Genomic DNA, 14,715 nt, shown 5'->3' with positions numbered 1-14,715 from the left:
TTCCTTAGAGTTCTCCCTTGTATGGTAGGTGAATTTAGCTAGCCGTGTTTTGATGGCATCCAAGCATTCTGCCCGTCTAAACAAGAGAAAATGCAAGAGTCACAGAGTGGTGATGCGTTGCTGCCCATCGATGAGTTTAAAGACTCCCCCTTCTTGATCTTTATAGCCATAGATGAGATCAAGGTGCAGGGCGGGTTTTTTACCCTTCACAACTTCAAAAAGGGCATCTAAAAAATTGTCCGCTACATTTTTTTGGGACAGCCGTCCTTGTGCATAATCCCTTTGCAACATGGGGACTTCTATGTGGGGGTAACAATCTAAAAATCCTAGAAAAGTCATGGGCATCATGCATTGTCCTTGTTGATGCCGTATTTTCCTAAACACTCTATGATTTTATCCAAATAGTTTTCTTGATCCTGTGCGGTGAAGACATCAGGATTACTTGGATTTTGGGAATCAGAAAAGGCTTTTTCAAACACCATCTGTGTACAAATTGGGATTAACTTGTGTTGGTGTTTGCGTTCCTCGATTTTTTTACGCTTTTCGCTAAAGATGAGGTTGCCGATTGCACTATTGGACTCCCTATCTAGTAAAGTGAGGTTTTGTAAGCGGTGTAAAGCTTGATGATCCATGAAATCCCCATCGATCACGCCCAATAAGTTTTGACTCCCTATATATTGAAAAAATTTCTTTCCTGTTTTGTCAAGAGCACGGTCGATCTTCTCGTAAAGCCGATCATTTTCTAAATACTTCCGCACTTCTTTAAGCCAGCTTTTGATGTTTTTCTCATTTTCTGCGGTCATGGGTTGATCCTTGGTGGGGCATACACTTTTAGAGTTTTGTGCGTAAATGTGCTCTAAGCTCCACTGCTCCAAGACAAAGCGGTTGAATTGGAAGTAGGCATTGGAAGATTGGTCACCGATGAGATGAGCCAAATTAAAAAGCAAGAGGGTGTTTTGAAGAGTTTGCTTATTGTCATGGAAAGTTAAATCCCCTAAGCTTTTGTTTTTGAGTGAAAGCTGGATATATTTTTGCACCTGTCTAAAAAGGTAGTTGGCAAACTCTTTTTCACTCCCATGCTCTAACCATTGTTGGTACAAGTCATAGATCCTACCACCCGTACCCGTATAAATCAAAAAGCCAAGATGGTGGAAAATTTCCCGTTCAACAACCTCACTGCCTTTTTTTGATACAAAGCCCGAAAGTGTGGCCATCGCTTCTTCAAGCTTATCCCGCTCATCCTCCATGGATTCATTTTCATATTGTTTGTCGAAATAGGTAAACAAATAATCCTCTTCATCTTGATAGGGCACAATAGCTTTGAGATAAGCTGTGATCCCTTGGATGTCGTCTAATAGGGCTGGTTTTCTATATTCTTTATCCCCCACAAACTCTACGATTTCCATGATGTCATTAGCTTCCACACGCTCCAAGACACAATAAATAAAATCCCTCTCTTCTCTAGCCTTTTTCTCTGCGTTGTACCATTTTTCAGCTCTTTTTTGATATCCTCCTCACGATATTCATCTTTCTTTGCTAAAAACAATGCTTTGATTTTTTCTGCTTCCATGAGGGGGATTTTTCCACTATTGAGACGCACAAACACCTCTTTTTCATCGTCTTCACTTTCATGCCAAAGCGGTTTGCACCTATGGTACAGAGTGTTGAAAAACTCTTGTTTTTGTATATCAAAGAACTTCTTTTTCTCCCCTTCTACATAGTCTTTAATCGCTCTGTAAGCCTCTTTAAAATGGTAAAAATCAATATTGAGTTTTTGAGGATATATGGATGGATCTTGGATATTTTGTAAAAATTGAAAACTCCCCTCTCTCGTTTCATAATGGAGGGTGAATAAATCCCTCCACTCGAAGTACTTGATGATTAAAAAAATCGTGGTGAGCCGTTGTTGCCCATCGATGACATGGTAAATTTCCCTTCCTTTCTCCTCCACTTTTTTGCACCGCAATGGGTTGTAGGCTGTAAAACTCCTCCTCTGCTTTACTCTTTTGGATAAAGCGTACAATGTCTTTGAGCAAAACCTGTACTTCTTTTTCGCCCCAGCGATACCCTCGTTGGTAGTCGGGGATTTTAAAATTTAGCTCCTCTAATGCTTTCACAGGACATAAACCATCTTCCCTTATAGGGCAAAAACCATCGGTTTGCATCAAGCCTCCATCATCTTCAAAATGAGAGATTCGGATCTTAACAAAAACGGGTGAGAAAAAAGTCAATGAATTTTTTTAAAGCTGTAGGGATACCCTCATCTACAATTGGGAAATCCTAAAGGGGGACTTAAAAAAGGGAATTCAAAACATCCTCTAACACCTAAGCAAGAGAGCCTTGAGCCTGCTCTAAGACAACGAAGTCTTAAAGGGTTTCTCTAAGAAAGGAGGTGATCCAACCGCAGGTTCACCTACGGTTACCTTGTTACGACTTCACCCCAGTCGCTGTGTGTGCCGTGGGCAGTAGCTGCTTTAGCATCCTGACTTAAGGCAAACACAACTCCCATGGTGTGACGGGCGGTGAGTACAAGACCCGGGAACGTATTCACCGCAACATGGCTGATTTGCGATTACTAGCGATTCCAGCTTCATGCAGGCGAGTTGCAGCCTACAATCCGAACTGAGAGGCGTTTTTAAGATTGGCTCAACCTCGCGGCATTGCATCTCTTTGTGCGCCCCATTGTAGCACGTGTGTAGCCCTAGGCGTAAGGGCCATGATGACTTGACGTCGTCCTCACCTTCCTCCTGCTTACGCAGGCAGTCTTCTTAGAGAGCTCAGCTTAACCTGTTAGCAACTAAGAAAGAGGGTTGCGCTCGTTGCGGGACTTAACCCAACATCTCACGACACGAGCTGACGACAGCCGTGCAGCACCTGTTTTCAGGGTCTAGCAAGCTAGACACTCCGCTATTTCTAGCAGATTCCTTCAATGTCAAGCCTAGGTAAGGTTCTTCGTGTATCTTCGAATTAAACCACATGCTCCACCGCTTGTGCGGGTCCCCGTCTATTCCTTTGAGTTTTAATCTTGCGACCGTACTCCCCAGGCGGGATGCTTAAGGCGTTAGCTGCATTACTGGGGGGACAAAGCCCCCCAACAACTAGCATCCATCGTTTAGGGCGTGGACTACCAGGGTATCTAATCCTGTTTGCTCCCCACGCTTTCGTGCAATCAGCGTCAGTATTGTTCCAGCAGGTCGCCTTCGCAATGAGTATTCCTCTTGATCTCTACGGATTTTACCCCTACACCAAGAATTCCACCTACCTCTCCCACACTCCAGAGTTGTAGTTTCAAATGCAGTTCTATGGTTAAGCCATAGGATTTCACACCTGACTTACAACCCCGCCTACGCACTCTTTACGCCCAGTGATTCCGAGTAACGCTTGCACCCTCCGTATTACCGCGGCTGCTGGCACGGAGTTAGCCGGTGCTTATTCGTGAGATACCGTCATTATCTTCTCTCACAAAAGGAGTTTACAATCCTAAAACCTTCATCCTCCACGCGGCGTTGCTGCTTCAGGCTTGCGCCCATTGAGCAATATTCCCTACTGCTGCCTCCCGTAGGAGTCTGGACCGTGTCTCAGTTCCAGTGTGTCCGTTCACCCTCTCAGGCCGGATACCCGTCATTGCCTTGGTGGGCTCTTACCCCGCCAACAAGCTGATAGGACATAGACCAATCCTTTAGCGATGAATCTTTCCCCCATAGGGTGGTATTTGGTATTAATCACCATTTCTAGTGGCTATCCCAAACTAAAGGGCATGTCATCTATGCGTTACTCACCCGTGCGCCACTAATCCGCCTAGCAAGCTAGGCTTCATCGTTCGACTTGCATGTATTAGGCACGCCGCCAGCGTTCACTCTGAGCCAGGATCAAACTCTCCATAAAGTTAAGTTTATCCTAAACTGGCTCTGTGCTTGATAGATTTCTCTACAAGCACACAAGATTACTCTGTTATAGACAAGTTGTGTCAAAAACTAGAGTTCTTTAAAGCCAAAAACAAAATGCAAAAACAAATTTGGCTTCAAGACTCTCTTGCTTAAATGTCAAAGAACATTGCGCTTGCGTTTCAGCTTTTTAAGGGCTTTAACTTTGGCAAAACGCGATTATAGGATTTTAAAGCTTAAGGGGGGCTTAAAGTATCCATGGAGTGTTAGACAAAACTAACCCTCCCAAAAATTTATCATTTTTACCCCCAAATGGGTTAAACTTTAGCAAAAAGGCACAACATGTCGACAATGATCGGGGCGACCCTTTTGGCGGTGGGAGTAACTTTTTACTATATCCTTAGAAAACAGCACCCGATTTTTGTGTTTTTGTGTGCCGGTTTGGTGTTGTTGCTCGTGGGGCATTACCTCACAGGCACAGCTATCCCAAACACCCCACCGGCGCATAACTTCGGGCAGCTTCTCTTAAACGCTTTTGCCTTCATCGCCTTCACCTTTAAAAGGCAGCTTGGTGGTGTAGGGCTCATCATCATGAGCGTGGCGGGTTTTGCTGCCTACATGAAGCACATACAGGCCTCCGCCAAACTCGCCTACCTAAGCAACCGCCCCCTTAGCAAAATCCGCAATAAATATTTAGTCTTAAGCGGGACTTTTGTCGTGGGCATGGGCTTAAAGATTGTGATCTCTAGCTACACGGGGCTTTTGCTCTTGCTCTTAGCGTGCATTTACCCCGTACTACTTGCGCTAAAAATCCGCCCCATCACCGCCGTGTGCGTGCTCTCACTGATTGCCCTAGATTATGGCCCCAAAGATGGTAACACTATCAACATGGCGGACATGGTGGAGCAAAAGGACAACATCGTGGGGCTTTTCTTGCACCATCAAGTGTGGGTGGTGCTTTCTTACACGACTGTGATCGCTCTTTTGATCCCTTTTTACTTTGCATGGATAGACAAAAACGACTTGGCTAAAAACCGCCTATGCGCCCCCATAGAAAACTTAGAGATCACAAACCCCCCATGCCCGAGTTTTTATATTTTGTTCCCGTGGTTTCCCGTGTTCTTGCTCTTTTGGGGGTATTTTATGGGGGTCAAATTAGATGTGGTGAGCGCAAATTTCATCAGCATTGCAGTGGTCTTCCTTGTGGAGTTTATCCGTTATAGAGATGCTAAAAGGCTAGGGGCTGGAATGGCAGCGATTTTGCAAGCGATGGGGGAGATTTTTGTGAGCGTGGTGAGCATAATCATCGCTGCAAGTGTCTTTGCCACAGGGCTTAAGAGCTTGGGCGGGATTGCGCTTTTAACCCAAAGTTTGGGGAGCTTGCAAGGGCACGGGGGCTTGTGGGTCGTAGGGCTTGTGATGGCTCTTTTGGCGTTCATGGTCTATGGCTTTGCGGTGGTGATGGGCAGTGGGATTGCTGCCTTTAACGCCTTTGGGCGTTTAGCCCCCGACATCGCCCTAAAAATGGGAATAGAACCCATTAACTTAGTTTTGCCCCTAGAGATCGCCTCTTGTTTGGGGCGGGCTAGCTCGCCCATCGCCGGAGGGATTTTGGCTTTAGCCGGCTTTGCCAAACTCGCACCCCTAGAAATCATCAAGCGCACTTATCCTTTATTGCTTGTTGGTATGGGGGTGAATTTAGCCGTAGGTGTGGTGCTGGTGGCTTAAGATTGTACAAGGAGCATTTGGCGCACTAAATGCATTTCATGCTGGTTTAAGTCCATTTCGAGTAGGTTGAGCCTCGCTGATACCTCCACTTGGGGTTTGGTCCAAGCCCGTATCCCACTTTGAGGAAGGTGCATGTAGATTGCGCACTACGCTCCGCTCCGGCACTTTTGCCTTACATTCGGTCGTAAAAGAGTGGATGATGGCGGCCACTTAAAAACCACAAAGAGCGGCTTAGGGTGCTGGCGCGCTCAAGCTCAATGTGCTATGCTACCGTTCTTACAGACCTATAAAATCCTATAAAACTTTGTAAAATTCTACAAAGCTAGAATTTCTGCTGTATTCCTAGTTCAACCATGCCTGCCACGCTCTTGGTTTTCGAGTGTTTGGCTTTTCGCATGTCCGTAGGCGTTAATTCGGTAGGAACTCTACCTACTAAAGGCAACGCCTATTTTTTAGCAAAATTTCGGGCTTTTGTGGCAAGAATAAACCTATAAAAAACTTATAGTATTTTATATAATTTTATAGATTTTGTCTTGATGTTTCTAACCCTTGCGTTTCTCCACAATTTCCTTAGCGATGTTAGCGGGGACTTCGCCGTAGTGGTCGAACTCCATAGAGTAAGTCCCCCGCCCTTGTGTGGCAGAGCGTAGGTCGGTGGAGTAGCCAAACATTTCCACTAAGGGCACAAAGGCATTGACGATTTTAAGCCCTAAGCGGTCGTCCATGGCGTTGATTTGCCCTCTGCGGCGGTTCAAATCCCCGATCACATCGCCCATATACTCTTCGGGCACTTCCACTTCCACCTTCATCATGGGCTCTAAAAGCACAGGGTTGGCTGCACGGCAGGCCTCTTTAAACGCCATAGAGCCAGCGATTTTAAACGCCATTTCAGAAGAATCCACTTCGTGGTAACTGCCATCATACAAGGTAACTTTAAAATCCACGACAGGATAACCGGCAAGTACCCCGCTTTGCATCGCCTCTTGGATGCCCTTATCCACAGCAGGGATATATTCCTTGGGGATCACGCCCCCGCTGATCTCATTGACAAACTCATAACCCGTGCCCGGTTCTTTGGGCTCAAGCTTGATGAAGACATGCCCGTATTGCCCTCGTCCGCCGGATTGTTTGGCGTATTTGTGCTCTTTTTGCACCGCGCTTCTAATGGTTTCTCTAAAGGCGACTTGGGGTTGGCCTACCTCTGCCTCCACCTTAAATTCTCGTTTCAAACGATCCACGATGATTTCTAGGTGCAATTCGCCCATACCGCCGATCAGAGTTTGCCCCGTTTCTTCTTGGGTCATCACCCTAAAGCTGGGGTCTTCCTCAGCGAGTTTGCCCAAAGCCACGCCCATTTTTTCTTGATCAGCCTTGGTTTTGGGTTCTACAGCGATGTGGATCACAGGTTCAGGAAATTCCATGCGCTCTAAGATCACGGGGTCTTTTTCACTGCAAAGGGTGTCGCCGGTGAGCGTGTCTTTCAAGCCCACAAAGGCACAAATTTCGCCGGCATAGACCTCTTTAATATCCTCTCGTTTGTTGGAGTGCATTTTTAAGAGCCGCCCCACGCGTTCTTTTTTGTCCTTGGTGGAGTTGTAGATGTAACTGCCCGATTCTAAATTGCCCCGATACACCCGCACAAAGGTGAGTTGCCCCACGAAGGGGTCGGTCATGATTTTAAAGGCAAGCCCCGCAAATTCCCCCGCATCGCCACTTTGCACATGGACTTCTTCCTCGCTTTTAGGATCCACGCCCTTAATGTCGGCAACTTCTGTGGGGGCGGGTAGGTAGTCAATGACCGCGTCTAAGAGAGTTTGTACGCCTTTATTTTTAAAGGAAGAGCCACAGAGCATGGGGATTAAGGACATGTTCAAGCACCCGGTTTTAATGCCCTTTTTGATCTCTTCCTCGCTGAGTGTCTCGCCGGCTAAATATTTTTCCATCAAGGCTTCGTCTTGCTCAGCGACCGCTTCTAAGAGTTTGTCGCGGTATTCTTGGGCTTTGGCTTGCAAGTCGCTAGGAATCTCTTGGACATCGTATTTTGCCCCCATCGCCTCATTGTTCCAAATGATCGCTTTCATGGCAACTAAATCAACCACACCGATGAAGGTATCCTCTGCCCCGATGGGGATGTTGATGGGCACGGGGTTGGCTTTAAGGCGTTCTCGAATTTGGTTTTCCACATTGTAGAAATTTGCCCCAATGCGGTCCATTTTATTCACAAATACAATGCGGGGCACGCCGTATTTATTCGCTTGCCGCCACACGGTTTCGCTTTGGGGTTGCACCCCACCCACAGAACAGAACACGCCCACAGCCCCGTCTAGCACACGCATGGAGCGTTCCACTTCAATGGTGAAATCCACATGCCCGGGGGTGTCGATCAAGTTGATTTGGTGGTCTTTCCAAAAGCAAGTGGTCGCTGCGGAGGTGATGGTGATCCCTCTTTCTTTCTCTTGCTCCATCCAGTCCATCGTGGCGGCCCCGTCATGCACCTCGCCGATTTTGTGACTCACGCCCGTATAAAACAAAATCCGCTCGGAGGTCGTGGTTTTGCCCGCATCGATGTGGGCGGCGATGCCGATGTTTCTAATTTTTTCTAAAGGGGTTTTGCGTGCCATTTAATGCTCCCTACCAGCGGTAATGGGCGAAGGCTTTGTTTGCCTCTGCCATTTTATGGATGTCCTCTTTCTTCTTAAACGCCGCCCCTTTGTCGCTAGACGCGTCCATCAGCTCATTAGCAAGTTTATCCACCATCATGCGCTCGTTGCGTTTTCTGGTCGCCTCTAAAATCCAGCGGATGGAGAGGGATTGTTGCCTTGCGGGGCGCACTTCTACGGGGACTTGGTAAGTCGCCCCCCCCACACGGCGGGAGCGCACTTCCACTAAGGGTTTGACATTTTCTAACGCCTTTTCAAAGACTTCAATGCCCTTTTCTCCGCTCTTTTCCTCAATTTTATTCAAGGCGGCGTAAATGATTTTTTCTGCCACGCTGCGTTTGCCGTCATACATCATTTTGTTGATGAACTTCGTAACAACCTTGCTGTCATAGACAGGATCGCCCAAAACTTCCCTAATGGGTGCTCGTTTTCTTCTCATCTCTTCCCTTTACTTTTTCTTCTTTTCAGCCCCGGCTGCAGCTCCGGCTTTGGCTTTTTTCGCCCCGTACTTACTGCGTGAAACGGTGCGTTTATTCACCCCAGCCGTGTCTAGCGCACCACGCACGATGTGGTATTTCACCCCGGGCAAGTCTTTCACCCGTCCGCCACGCACAAGCACGATGGAGTGTTCTTGCAAGTTATGCCCCTCTCCGGGGATGTAGCTGATCACTTCAAATTTGCTGGTCAAACGGACTTTGGCGACTTTTCTTAGAGCGGAGTTAGGTTTTTTAGGGGTGGTGGTGTAAACCCGTGTGCAAACCCCCCTTCTTTGGGGGCACTCAACCAAGGCGGGGGACTTGGTTTTCTTAAGGATTTTTTTCCTTTCCTTCCTGATGAGCTGGTTTATAGTTGGCACTCTCGTCCTTTATCGTAATTTTTGCATGATAAAGGGGTTATTATAACCTAAAAAATCTTTAATGCGTCTTAGCTATAAAAGCATTTTTAAGCGAGGTTGAGCTTGCAGATTAAATCTTGGTTGGCGTTGATGTGGGCTTTGATATCTTCAATTTGCCCTTGGATGCGCTCCAAATCTTGCAAACTCTCTTGTGCCATTTGCTCCATCTCTTGCGATTGATCTTGCAAAGCTGTCATGACTTTACTCAATGCGTCTAAACTCATATTGTTCTCATTAGCCGAGTCCAAGACTGCTTTGGAAGAACCATCGATCTTTTTCACCGCTTCGTTCATGGAAGTGAAAGTTGCCCCGATTTCCTCTAATCTCTGCTGCACGTCATTGGCCAAGTTCCCCACTTCATCGGCGACCACAGCAAAGCCACGACCGTGCTGGCCAGCTCTGGCTGCCTCAATGGCCGCATTGAGGGCAAGTAAGTTCGTTTGGTAAGACACCCGATCGATCTTCTTTAGCGCCTCAGACACTTTAGCAATGTTGCCGTCGATGGTGCTCACAGTGAGCGATAAGCTGTTAGAGAGTTCTTTAAGCATCGCCATAGAGTTTTGTAGTTTTAAAGCCTCCTGCTTAACCGCACTGACATGCCCATTGTTGGTAGTCGCCTTCAGGGCGATTTCCTTTAATAGGTGTTGTTTGCCCCCACAATTTGGTTGTAACCTTGGTATTGCTCCAACAGGGCATTTTTAATGGCAATGGTCTTTTGCAACCGGTTGGCTTTGATCTGTTCGTAATAGTTGAGCGTGCCTCTAAAATGGGTGAAAAAATCTTTAAAAGCGCTTCTTCTAGGTGTGCCCTCAAAGATACACAGCGCCGCGAGGGTTTGGTTTTGGTGCAAGTTGTCGGACACCTCTCCAAAGGTGGAAAACCCGCTGATAGGACAGGTGTCAAAGGCACTAAATTGCGCCAAACTCTGCTGGTTGTTCGCCCGGCGCAAAATACAGTCGTTGGCTAAAATCGCCACAGCCTTGCGCCCCCTAGAAAATTGCGCATAGCCTTGCATGGTGTTTTTAATAAAATTTGTGGCCTTGACAAGGTGCAGAGTTTCGCCAAAGTACAGATCACAGAAAAACAAAATGCTTTTATCGGGGTTGAATGTCCCCACAGAGCGGATATAAAGTTGTTTACCCACCTCTACGGCAAAAGTGTAGCCCTCTAGGCTTTTGGATAGATTCTCTGGGGTGCAGTGGAAATGCGCGCAAAGAGCATCCACCGCATTCACTAGTTGGTTATCGATTAAAAAGGACTTGACAATGCGCAACTCAGGGCTACACTCCCCAATCAGAAAAGAAGTTTGGGTTTTTTCAAAATTATGCGTGGTGAAAATGTCGTAATTGTATCCAGGGGCTAATTTGCAATACACCAACACCGCCTCTGTGGCACTGATTTTGCCATTGAGGGCTAAGTTCGCTTCTTTGAAGTCTAGTTTACCTCCCGCACTCCCACCCACTAGGTTGGTTAAGGGCACATCTGCGTTGACAAAGGCCTCTAAAAAGAAACTTTCTGAAGCAGTGAGCCCCGGGAAGTAGCTCAAAATAAAGGTGTCTGCAGGGCGCACATGCATTTGTGGAGACACTTGTTTTTCGATCGACTCTTTAAGTTTTTGTTTGCGGGTGGGCAAGTCCATAGAAATCTGCCCTCTTTGTAGGTCAGCACAAAGGGTGTCCACCATAAAAACCTCTACACTCTCAAACAAATCCTCACCCAACACATGCAGTAGGATGTGTTCAGAGCTCTGTAGGTTGTAAAAGTCCGTGCTAGACCCCCCGATTTGTCCAGCTGTTTGGATTGCAAAGCGCACGGGGATATGGCCAAATTGGCTCTCAAGGGTGCGTACAATGGCATTAAAATCCAAATTGGCAGGCACAAAGGCTAAGAGCAGGGTGCCCTGCAGCCGTGCTTTAGACAAATCTGCAGGAGCTAGGGTGAGTTGAGTGCTTTTGGGGCTTGTATCTTTGGCTCTTTTTGGAGAAGTCCATTTAAATAACATGCAAGTGCTCCTAAAACACCTATTTTACCATAAAGCCTTTCAAATTATTATGCTCTACAGGGCGCAAAAGCCCATTTTTAGCCACAGCCTGCTAGAATGAGAAAATGCGTATCGATAAATTTTTAAATGCCACGAACATCACCAAAAGGCGTGCCATTGCACTAGACATGTTAAACGAAGGTGTGGTCGCCTTGAATGGACTGAAGGTCAAGCCGAGCAAAGAGGTCAAAGTCGGGGACACCATCACCATCACTTACCTAGAGCAGGTCAGACGCTACGAGGTCTTGGCGATCCCCAGTCTAAAAACCATCCCCAAAGCCCAAAGCCACTTATACATCAAAAGTTTGGATTAAACATGGACTACAAAGATACCCTAATTTTACCCACAACCACTTTCCCCATGCGGGCGAATTTGGGCCAAAACGCCCCAAAAGTTTATGCCAAATGGCAGGAGGAGGGCGTGTATGCACACATGCAAGCCAAACGCAAGGGACAGGCAAGCTTTAATCTGCACGATGGACCCCCCTACGCCAACGGGCATTTGCATATCGGACATGCCCTAAATAAAATCCTAAAAGATGTTGTGGTGAAACACCGCTATTTTGCAGGCTTCGCCATAGATTACACCCCCGGTTGGGATTGCCATGGCTTACCCATCGAGCAACAAGTGGAGAAAGAGTTTAAGGACAAAAGCCAAGTTCTGAAGTTCCGCAACCGTTGCTACAACCACGCAAGAAAATTCATTGACATACAGAGGGACGAGTTTTTGCAGCTGGGCGTGGTGGGCGATTATAACCACCCCTATGAAACTTTAGAGCACGCTTTTGAGGCGAGCATTTACGACATGCTCTGCATCGTGGCGCAAAAGGGGCTACTCAAGCAACGCTTTAAGCCCGTGTACTGGAGCTGGGCGTGCCAAAGTGCGTTGGCTGAGGCTGAGGTGGAGTACCAAGACAAGCAGTCGGATTCCATCTTTGTCGCCTTCAATTTAGACCCTAAGAGTGCCGCATTTTTAGCCAAAGAGGCGCATTTTAGCGTAGAGCAAATCCCGACAGATTTTTCTTTGGTGATTTGGACCACCACGCCTTGGACCTTGCCCGCCAATGCCGCCATCGCCCTAAAGCCCAAAACCACTTACGCCATCACTTCAGCAGGGCAAATCGTTGCTTTGGAGCTTGCCCCCAAACTCTTAGCAAAGGGGATTTTAAAAGGCGAGATTGTGGGGAGCTTTGAAAGCAATCTTTTGGAAAGGCAAGAAGCACTGAACCCGCTAAATGGGCGTACTTCTTTGGTGGTGCTGGGTGGACATGTGAGCTTAGAAGAGGGCAGCGGAGCGGTGCACACCGCCCCCGGGCATGGGGAGGAGGACTATTTTCTGGGGCTAGATTATGGTTTAGAAGTGCTGATGCCCGTAGATGATCGGGGCTGTTACGACCAAGAGATTTTGGATAAAAAGCTGTTGCCCCCAGAGTTCTTAGGTGCGCATGTGCTAAAAATCCAGCCAAAAATCCTAGAGCTGCTCGGCGAGCACCTCTTGCACCACAGCATCATCACGCACTCCTATCCCCACTGTTGGCGTAGCCACGAGCCCATTTTATTTCGGGCGACCACGCAATGGTTTATCCTCATGGACGAGCCTTTTTTGCAGCCCGATGGGAGCAAGAAGACCTTAAGAGAGGTCGCTTTAGAGGCGATTGAGGGTGTGCAATTTGCGCCCCCACAGGGTAAAAACCGCCTAAGGGCGATGATCGAGCAGCGCCCCGACTGGTGTGTGTCGCGCCAAAGAAGCTGGGGCGTACCGATGGCGTTTTTCTTAGACAAAGAGAGCCAAGAACCTCTGCTTGAGCCCGCCATTTTGGAGCATATTAAAAACATCTTTGCCAAAAAGGGGTGCAATGCGTGGTGGGAGGCGGACATTGCCGATTTATTGCCCGAAAACTCCAAGCACCTAGCCCCTAGGTTAGAGAAAAACACGCACATTTTGGATGTGTGGTTTGACAGCGGCAGCACCTTTAAAGCAGTGTGCGAAGAACGGCTCAAATTATTCCCAAGCGATGTAGTGCTTGAGGGGAGCGACCAGCACAGGGGGTGGTTTCAAAGTTCCTTGCTCCTAGGCTGTATTGCCCACTCCAAAGCCCCCTTCAAGGGTGTTTTGACGCATGGCTTCACGGTCGATGAGAAGGGGCATAAGATGAGTAAGTCTAAGGGCAATGTGATCTCCTTGGAGCATATCCTAAACACCTATGGCAGCGACATTTTGCGCTTGTGGGTAGTGCTCAACGATTATCAAAACGACCTAAGTGTGAGCGATGCTTTCTTTAAACAAACCGCCGAGAGCTATAAAAAAATCCGCAACACCTTGCGCTTCTTGCTTGCAAACATGGCAGATTTAGAGAGTTTAAGCCCCCTAAACCCCCTAGATGCATGGATTTTAGCCCAAAGTACGCAGGTCTTTAACCAAGTGCAGGCGCATTTTCAAGCGTACGACTTTGTCAAGGGTTTACAAAAACTCTTAGCCTTCATCGCTAATGAACTCAGCGGCATTTATTTAGACATTTGCAAGGACAGCTTGTATTGCGATGGCAAAGACAGCCCCAAAAGACGGGGGATACAAACAGCGATGTTGCACATAGCGCACCAATTAAGCTTCACTCTAGCCCCCGTTTTGACCTACACCATTGAAGAAGTCTTCAGCCACGCTAGCCCTCTGTTTAAAGAAGTGGCGCTCAGTGGGGATAGTGTCTTTGACTTGAAAAAGCCCGCGTTGCACCCTAATAACGCCTTACTTGAAGAATTCAAAACCCCCTTGCACCTACGCACCCTTTTTAGCGAAGCCTTAGATAGCCTTAAAAAAGACAAACAAGTTAAAACTTCTTTAGAGCTAGAAATCCACTTAAAAGAACCCGATGGCTTTAAGCATTACGCCGAGTGGCTGATGGTGTCTAGCGTGTGTCCGCCACAAGAAAACGCCCTCTTAGACACTCCAGCCTTCACGCTCTACAAGGCCAGCCAGCACAAATGCCCCCGTTGTTGGCAATTTACAAGCCCAAGCGCGCTAGAACCTTGCCAGCGTTGTGTTGAGGTACTAAATGCCTAGTTACAACTTGCACCACTTAGGGGCTAAGACCCCCTACATTGACAAATACGACCCCGCGCTCCTAGAGGCTTTTATTAATCCACACCCAAATTTAGACATTTTCACCCGTCTAGTGAGTGCAGAGTTCACGAGCCTATGCCCGATCACCGCCCAGCCCGACTTTGCCACGATTTATATCAACTACATTGCAGGGGCTAAAATGGTCGAGAGCAAATCGCTCAAACTCTATCTTTTCAGTTTCCGCAATGAGGGGATGTTTGGGGAGGATTGCGTGGGTAAGATTTTAAACGACTTGGTCGCCTTGCTTGAGCCCAAATACCTAGAAGTTCTAGCCAAATTCACTAAAAGAGGGAGCATCGCTTTAGAGCCTTTTGCCAATTACGCCATGCCAGATTATGCAGATTTAAAACAGCAAAGGCTCGTAAAATACTAAGGGGTTAAGGGCCAAA

13 protein-coding genes and 1 rRNA gene are annotated in these 14,715 nt (G+C 47.4%); 4 read left to right on the top strand and 10 right to left on the bottom strand.

Annotation, left to right across the window (positions count from 1 at the left end):
- Positions 1-99: 99 nt before the first annotated feature.
- The 5 genes from K6J72_RS07130 to K6J72_RS07120 form a co-directional block, all read right to left on the bottom strand.
- Positions 100-348, bottom strand: a complete 249-nt coding sequence (locus tag K6J72_RS07130; RefSeq protein WP_221279395.1) for a DUF262 domain-containing protein — start codon at positions 346-348, stop codon at positions 100-102.
- Positions 345-1,424, bottom strand: coding sequence for an HNH endonuclease family protein (locus tag K6J72_RS08505; RefSeq protein ID WP_260320566.1), 1,080 nt, complete (start codon positions 1,422-1,424; stop codon positions 345-347). The genes K6J72_RS07130 and K6J72_RS08505 overlap by 4 nt, the downstream gene beginning before the upstream one ends.
- A complete protein-coding gene (locus K6J72_RS08500) occupies positions 1,394-1,951 on the bottom strand; it encodes a DUF262 domain-containing protein (protein WP_260320565.1) in 558 nt (185 codons plus the stop codon). Before K6J72_RS08500 ends, K6J72_RS08505 begins: the two co-directional genes overlap by 31 nt.
- On the bottom strand, positions 1,836-2,165 hold the full coding sequence (locus tag K6J72_RS08600) for a GmrSD restriction endonuclease domain-containing protein (RefSeq protein ID WP_347709315.1): 330 nt from the start codon (positions 2,163-2,165) through the stop codon (positions 1,836-1,838). Before K6J72_RS08600 ends, K6J72_RS08500 begins: the two co-directional genes overlap by 116 nt.
- A gap of 220 nt (positions 2,166-2,385) precedes the next feature.
- A 16S ribosomal RNA gene (locus K6J72_RS07120) occupies positions 2,386-3,885 on the bottom strand.
- A 341-nt stretch (positions 3,886-4,226) separates the two neighbouring features.
- Between K6J72_RS07120 and dcuC the strand changes: the two genes are divergently transcribed.
- Entirely contained in the window at positions 4,227-5,612 is a 1,386-nt protein-coding gene (gene dcuC / locus K6J72_RS07115; RefSeq protein ID WP_221279394.1) for a C4-dicarboxylate transporter DcuC, read from the top strand.
- A 542-nt stretch (positions 5,613-6,154) separates the two neighbouring features.
- On the opposite strand, the gene fusA is transcribed toward dcuC, so the two are convergent.
- The 5 genes from fusA to K6J72_RS07095 all read right to left on the bottom strand — a co-directional run bounded on the left by fusA (position 6,155) and on the right by K6J72_RS07095 (position 11,169).
- Positions 6,155-8,233: an elongation factor G gene (gene fusA / locus K6J72_RS07110; RefSeq protein ID WP_221279393.1), complete on the bottom strand. Its 2,079-nt coding sequence runs from the start codon at positions 8,231-8,233 to the stop codon at positions 6,155-6,157.
- 10 nt (positions 8,234-8,243) lie between these two features.
- Positions 8,244-8,711, bottom strand: coding sequence for a 30S ribosomal protein S7 (rpsG, locus tag K6J72_RS07105; protein ID WP_221279392.1), 468 nt, complete (start codon positions 8,709-8,711; stop codon positions 8,244-8,246).
- Positions 8,712-8,720: 9 nt separating this feature from the next.
- Positions 8,721-9,128, bottom strand: a complete 408-nt coding sequence (rpsL, locus tag K6J72_RS07100; RefSeq protein WP_053827663.1) for a 30S ribosomal protein S12 — start codon at positions 9,126-9,128, stop codon at positions 8,721-8,723.
- Between the two features lie 86 nt (positions 9,129-9,214).
- Positions 9,215-9,715, bottom strand: coding sequence for a methyl-accepting chemotaxis protein (locus K6J72_RS08580; protein ID WP_279346961.1), 501 nt, complete (start codon positions 9,713-9,715; stop codon positions 9,215-9,217).
- Between the two features lie 86 nt (positions 9,716-9,801).
- Positions 9,802-11,169: an FIST signal transduction protein gene (locus tag K6J72_RS07095; protein ID WP_279346960.1), complete on the bottom strand. Its 1,368-nt coding sequence runs from the start codon at positions 11,167-11,169 to the stop codon at positions 9,802-9,804.
- 104 nt (positions 11,170-11,273) lie between these two features.
- On the opposite strand from K6J72_RS07095, the gene K6J72_RS07090 reads away from it, so the two are divergent.
- The 3 genes from K6J72_RS07090 to queF are packed head-to-tail and all read left to right on the top strand — an operon-like array spanning position 11,274 to position 14,699.
- Complete coding sequence (locus tag K6J72_RS07090; protein ID WP_221279391.1) at positions 11,274-11,522, top strand: RNA-binding S4 domain-containing protein; 249 nt, start codon at positions 11,274-11,276, stop codon at positions 11,520-11,522.
- A 2-nt stretch (positions 11,523-11,524) separates the two neighbouring features.
- Complete coding sequence (gene ileS / locus K6J72_RS07085; RefSeq protein ID WP_221279390.1) at positions 11,525-14,266, top strand: isoleucine--tRNA ligase; 2,742 nt, start codon at positions 11,525-11,527, stop codon at positions 14,264-14,266.
- On the top strand, positions 14,259-14,699 hold the full coding sequence (queF, locus tag K6J72_RS07080; protein ID WP_221279389.1) for a preQ(1) synthase: 441 nt from the start codon (positions 14,259-14,261) through the stop codon (positions 14,697-14,699). The genes ileS and queF overlap by 8 nt, the downstream gene beginning before the upstream one ends.
- The last annotated feature ends 16 nt before the right edge of the window (positions 14,700-14,715 follow it).

Origin of the sequence: Helicobacter sp. NHP19-003, from assembly GCF_019703305.1 — a bacterium.
GTDB lineage: Bacteria > Campylobacterota > Campylobacteria > Campylobacterales > Helicobacteraceae > Helicobacter > Helicobacter gastrocanis.
The sequence above is the reverse complement of the archived record's forward strand: the minus strand, read 5'-3'. Positions and strand labels throughout refer to the sequence as shown.

Excerpts from the sequence above, each read along its gene's own strand:
- dcuC (WP_221279394.1), top strand. The coding sequence starts at position 4,227 with ATGTCGACAATGATCGGGGCGACCCTTTTGGCGGTGGGAGTAACTTTT.
- K6J72_RS07130 (WP_221279395.1), bottom strand. The coding sequence starts at position 348 with ATGATGCCCATGACTTTTCTAGGATTTTTAGATTGTTACCCCCACATA.
- rpsG (WP_221279392.1), bottom strand. The coding sequence starts at position 8,711 with ATGAGAAGAAAACGAGCACCCATTAGGGAAGTTTTGGGCGATCCTGTC.
- K6J72_RS08580 (WP_279346961.1), bottom strand. The coding sequence starts at position 9,715 with ATGCTTAAAGAACTCTCTAACAGCTTATCGCTCACTGTGAGCACCATC.
- fusA (WP_221279393.1), bottom strand. The coding sequence starts at position 8,233 with ATGGCACGCAAAACCCCTTTAGAAAAAATTAGAAACATCGGCATCGCC.
- K6J72_RS07095 (WP_279346960.1), bottom strand. The coding sequence starts at position 11,169 with ATGTTATTTAAATGGACTTCTCCAAAAAGAGCCAAAGATACAAGCCCC.
- K6J72_RS07090 (WP_221279391.1), top strand. The coding sequence starts at position 11,274 with ATGCGTATCGATAAATTTTTAAATGCCACGAACATCACCAAAAGGCGT.
- K6J72_RS08600 (WP_347709315.1), bottom strand. The coding sequence starts at position 2,165 with ATGCAAACCGATGGTTTTTGCCCTATAAGGGAAGATGGTTTATGTCCT.
- queF (WP_221279389.1), top strand. The coding sequence starts at position 14,259 with ATGCCTAGTTACAACTTGCACCACTTAGGGGCTAAGACCCCCTACATT.
- ileS (WP_221279390.1), top strand. The coding sequence starts at position 11,525 with ATGGACTACAAAGATACCCTAATTTTACCCACAACCACTTTCCCCATG.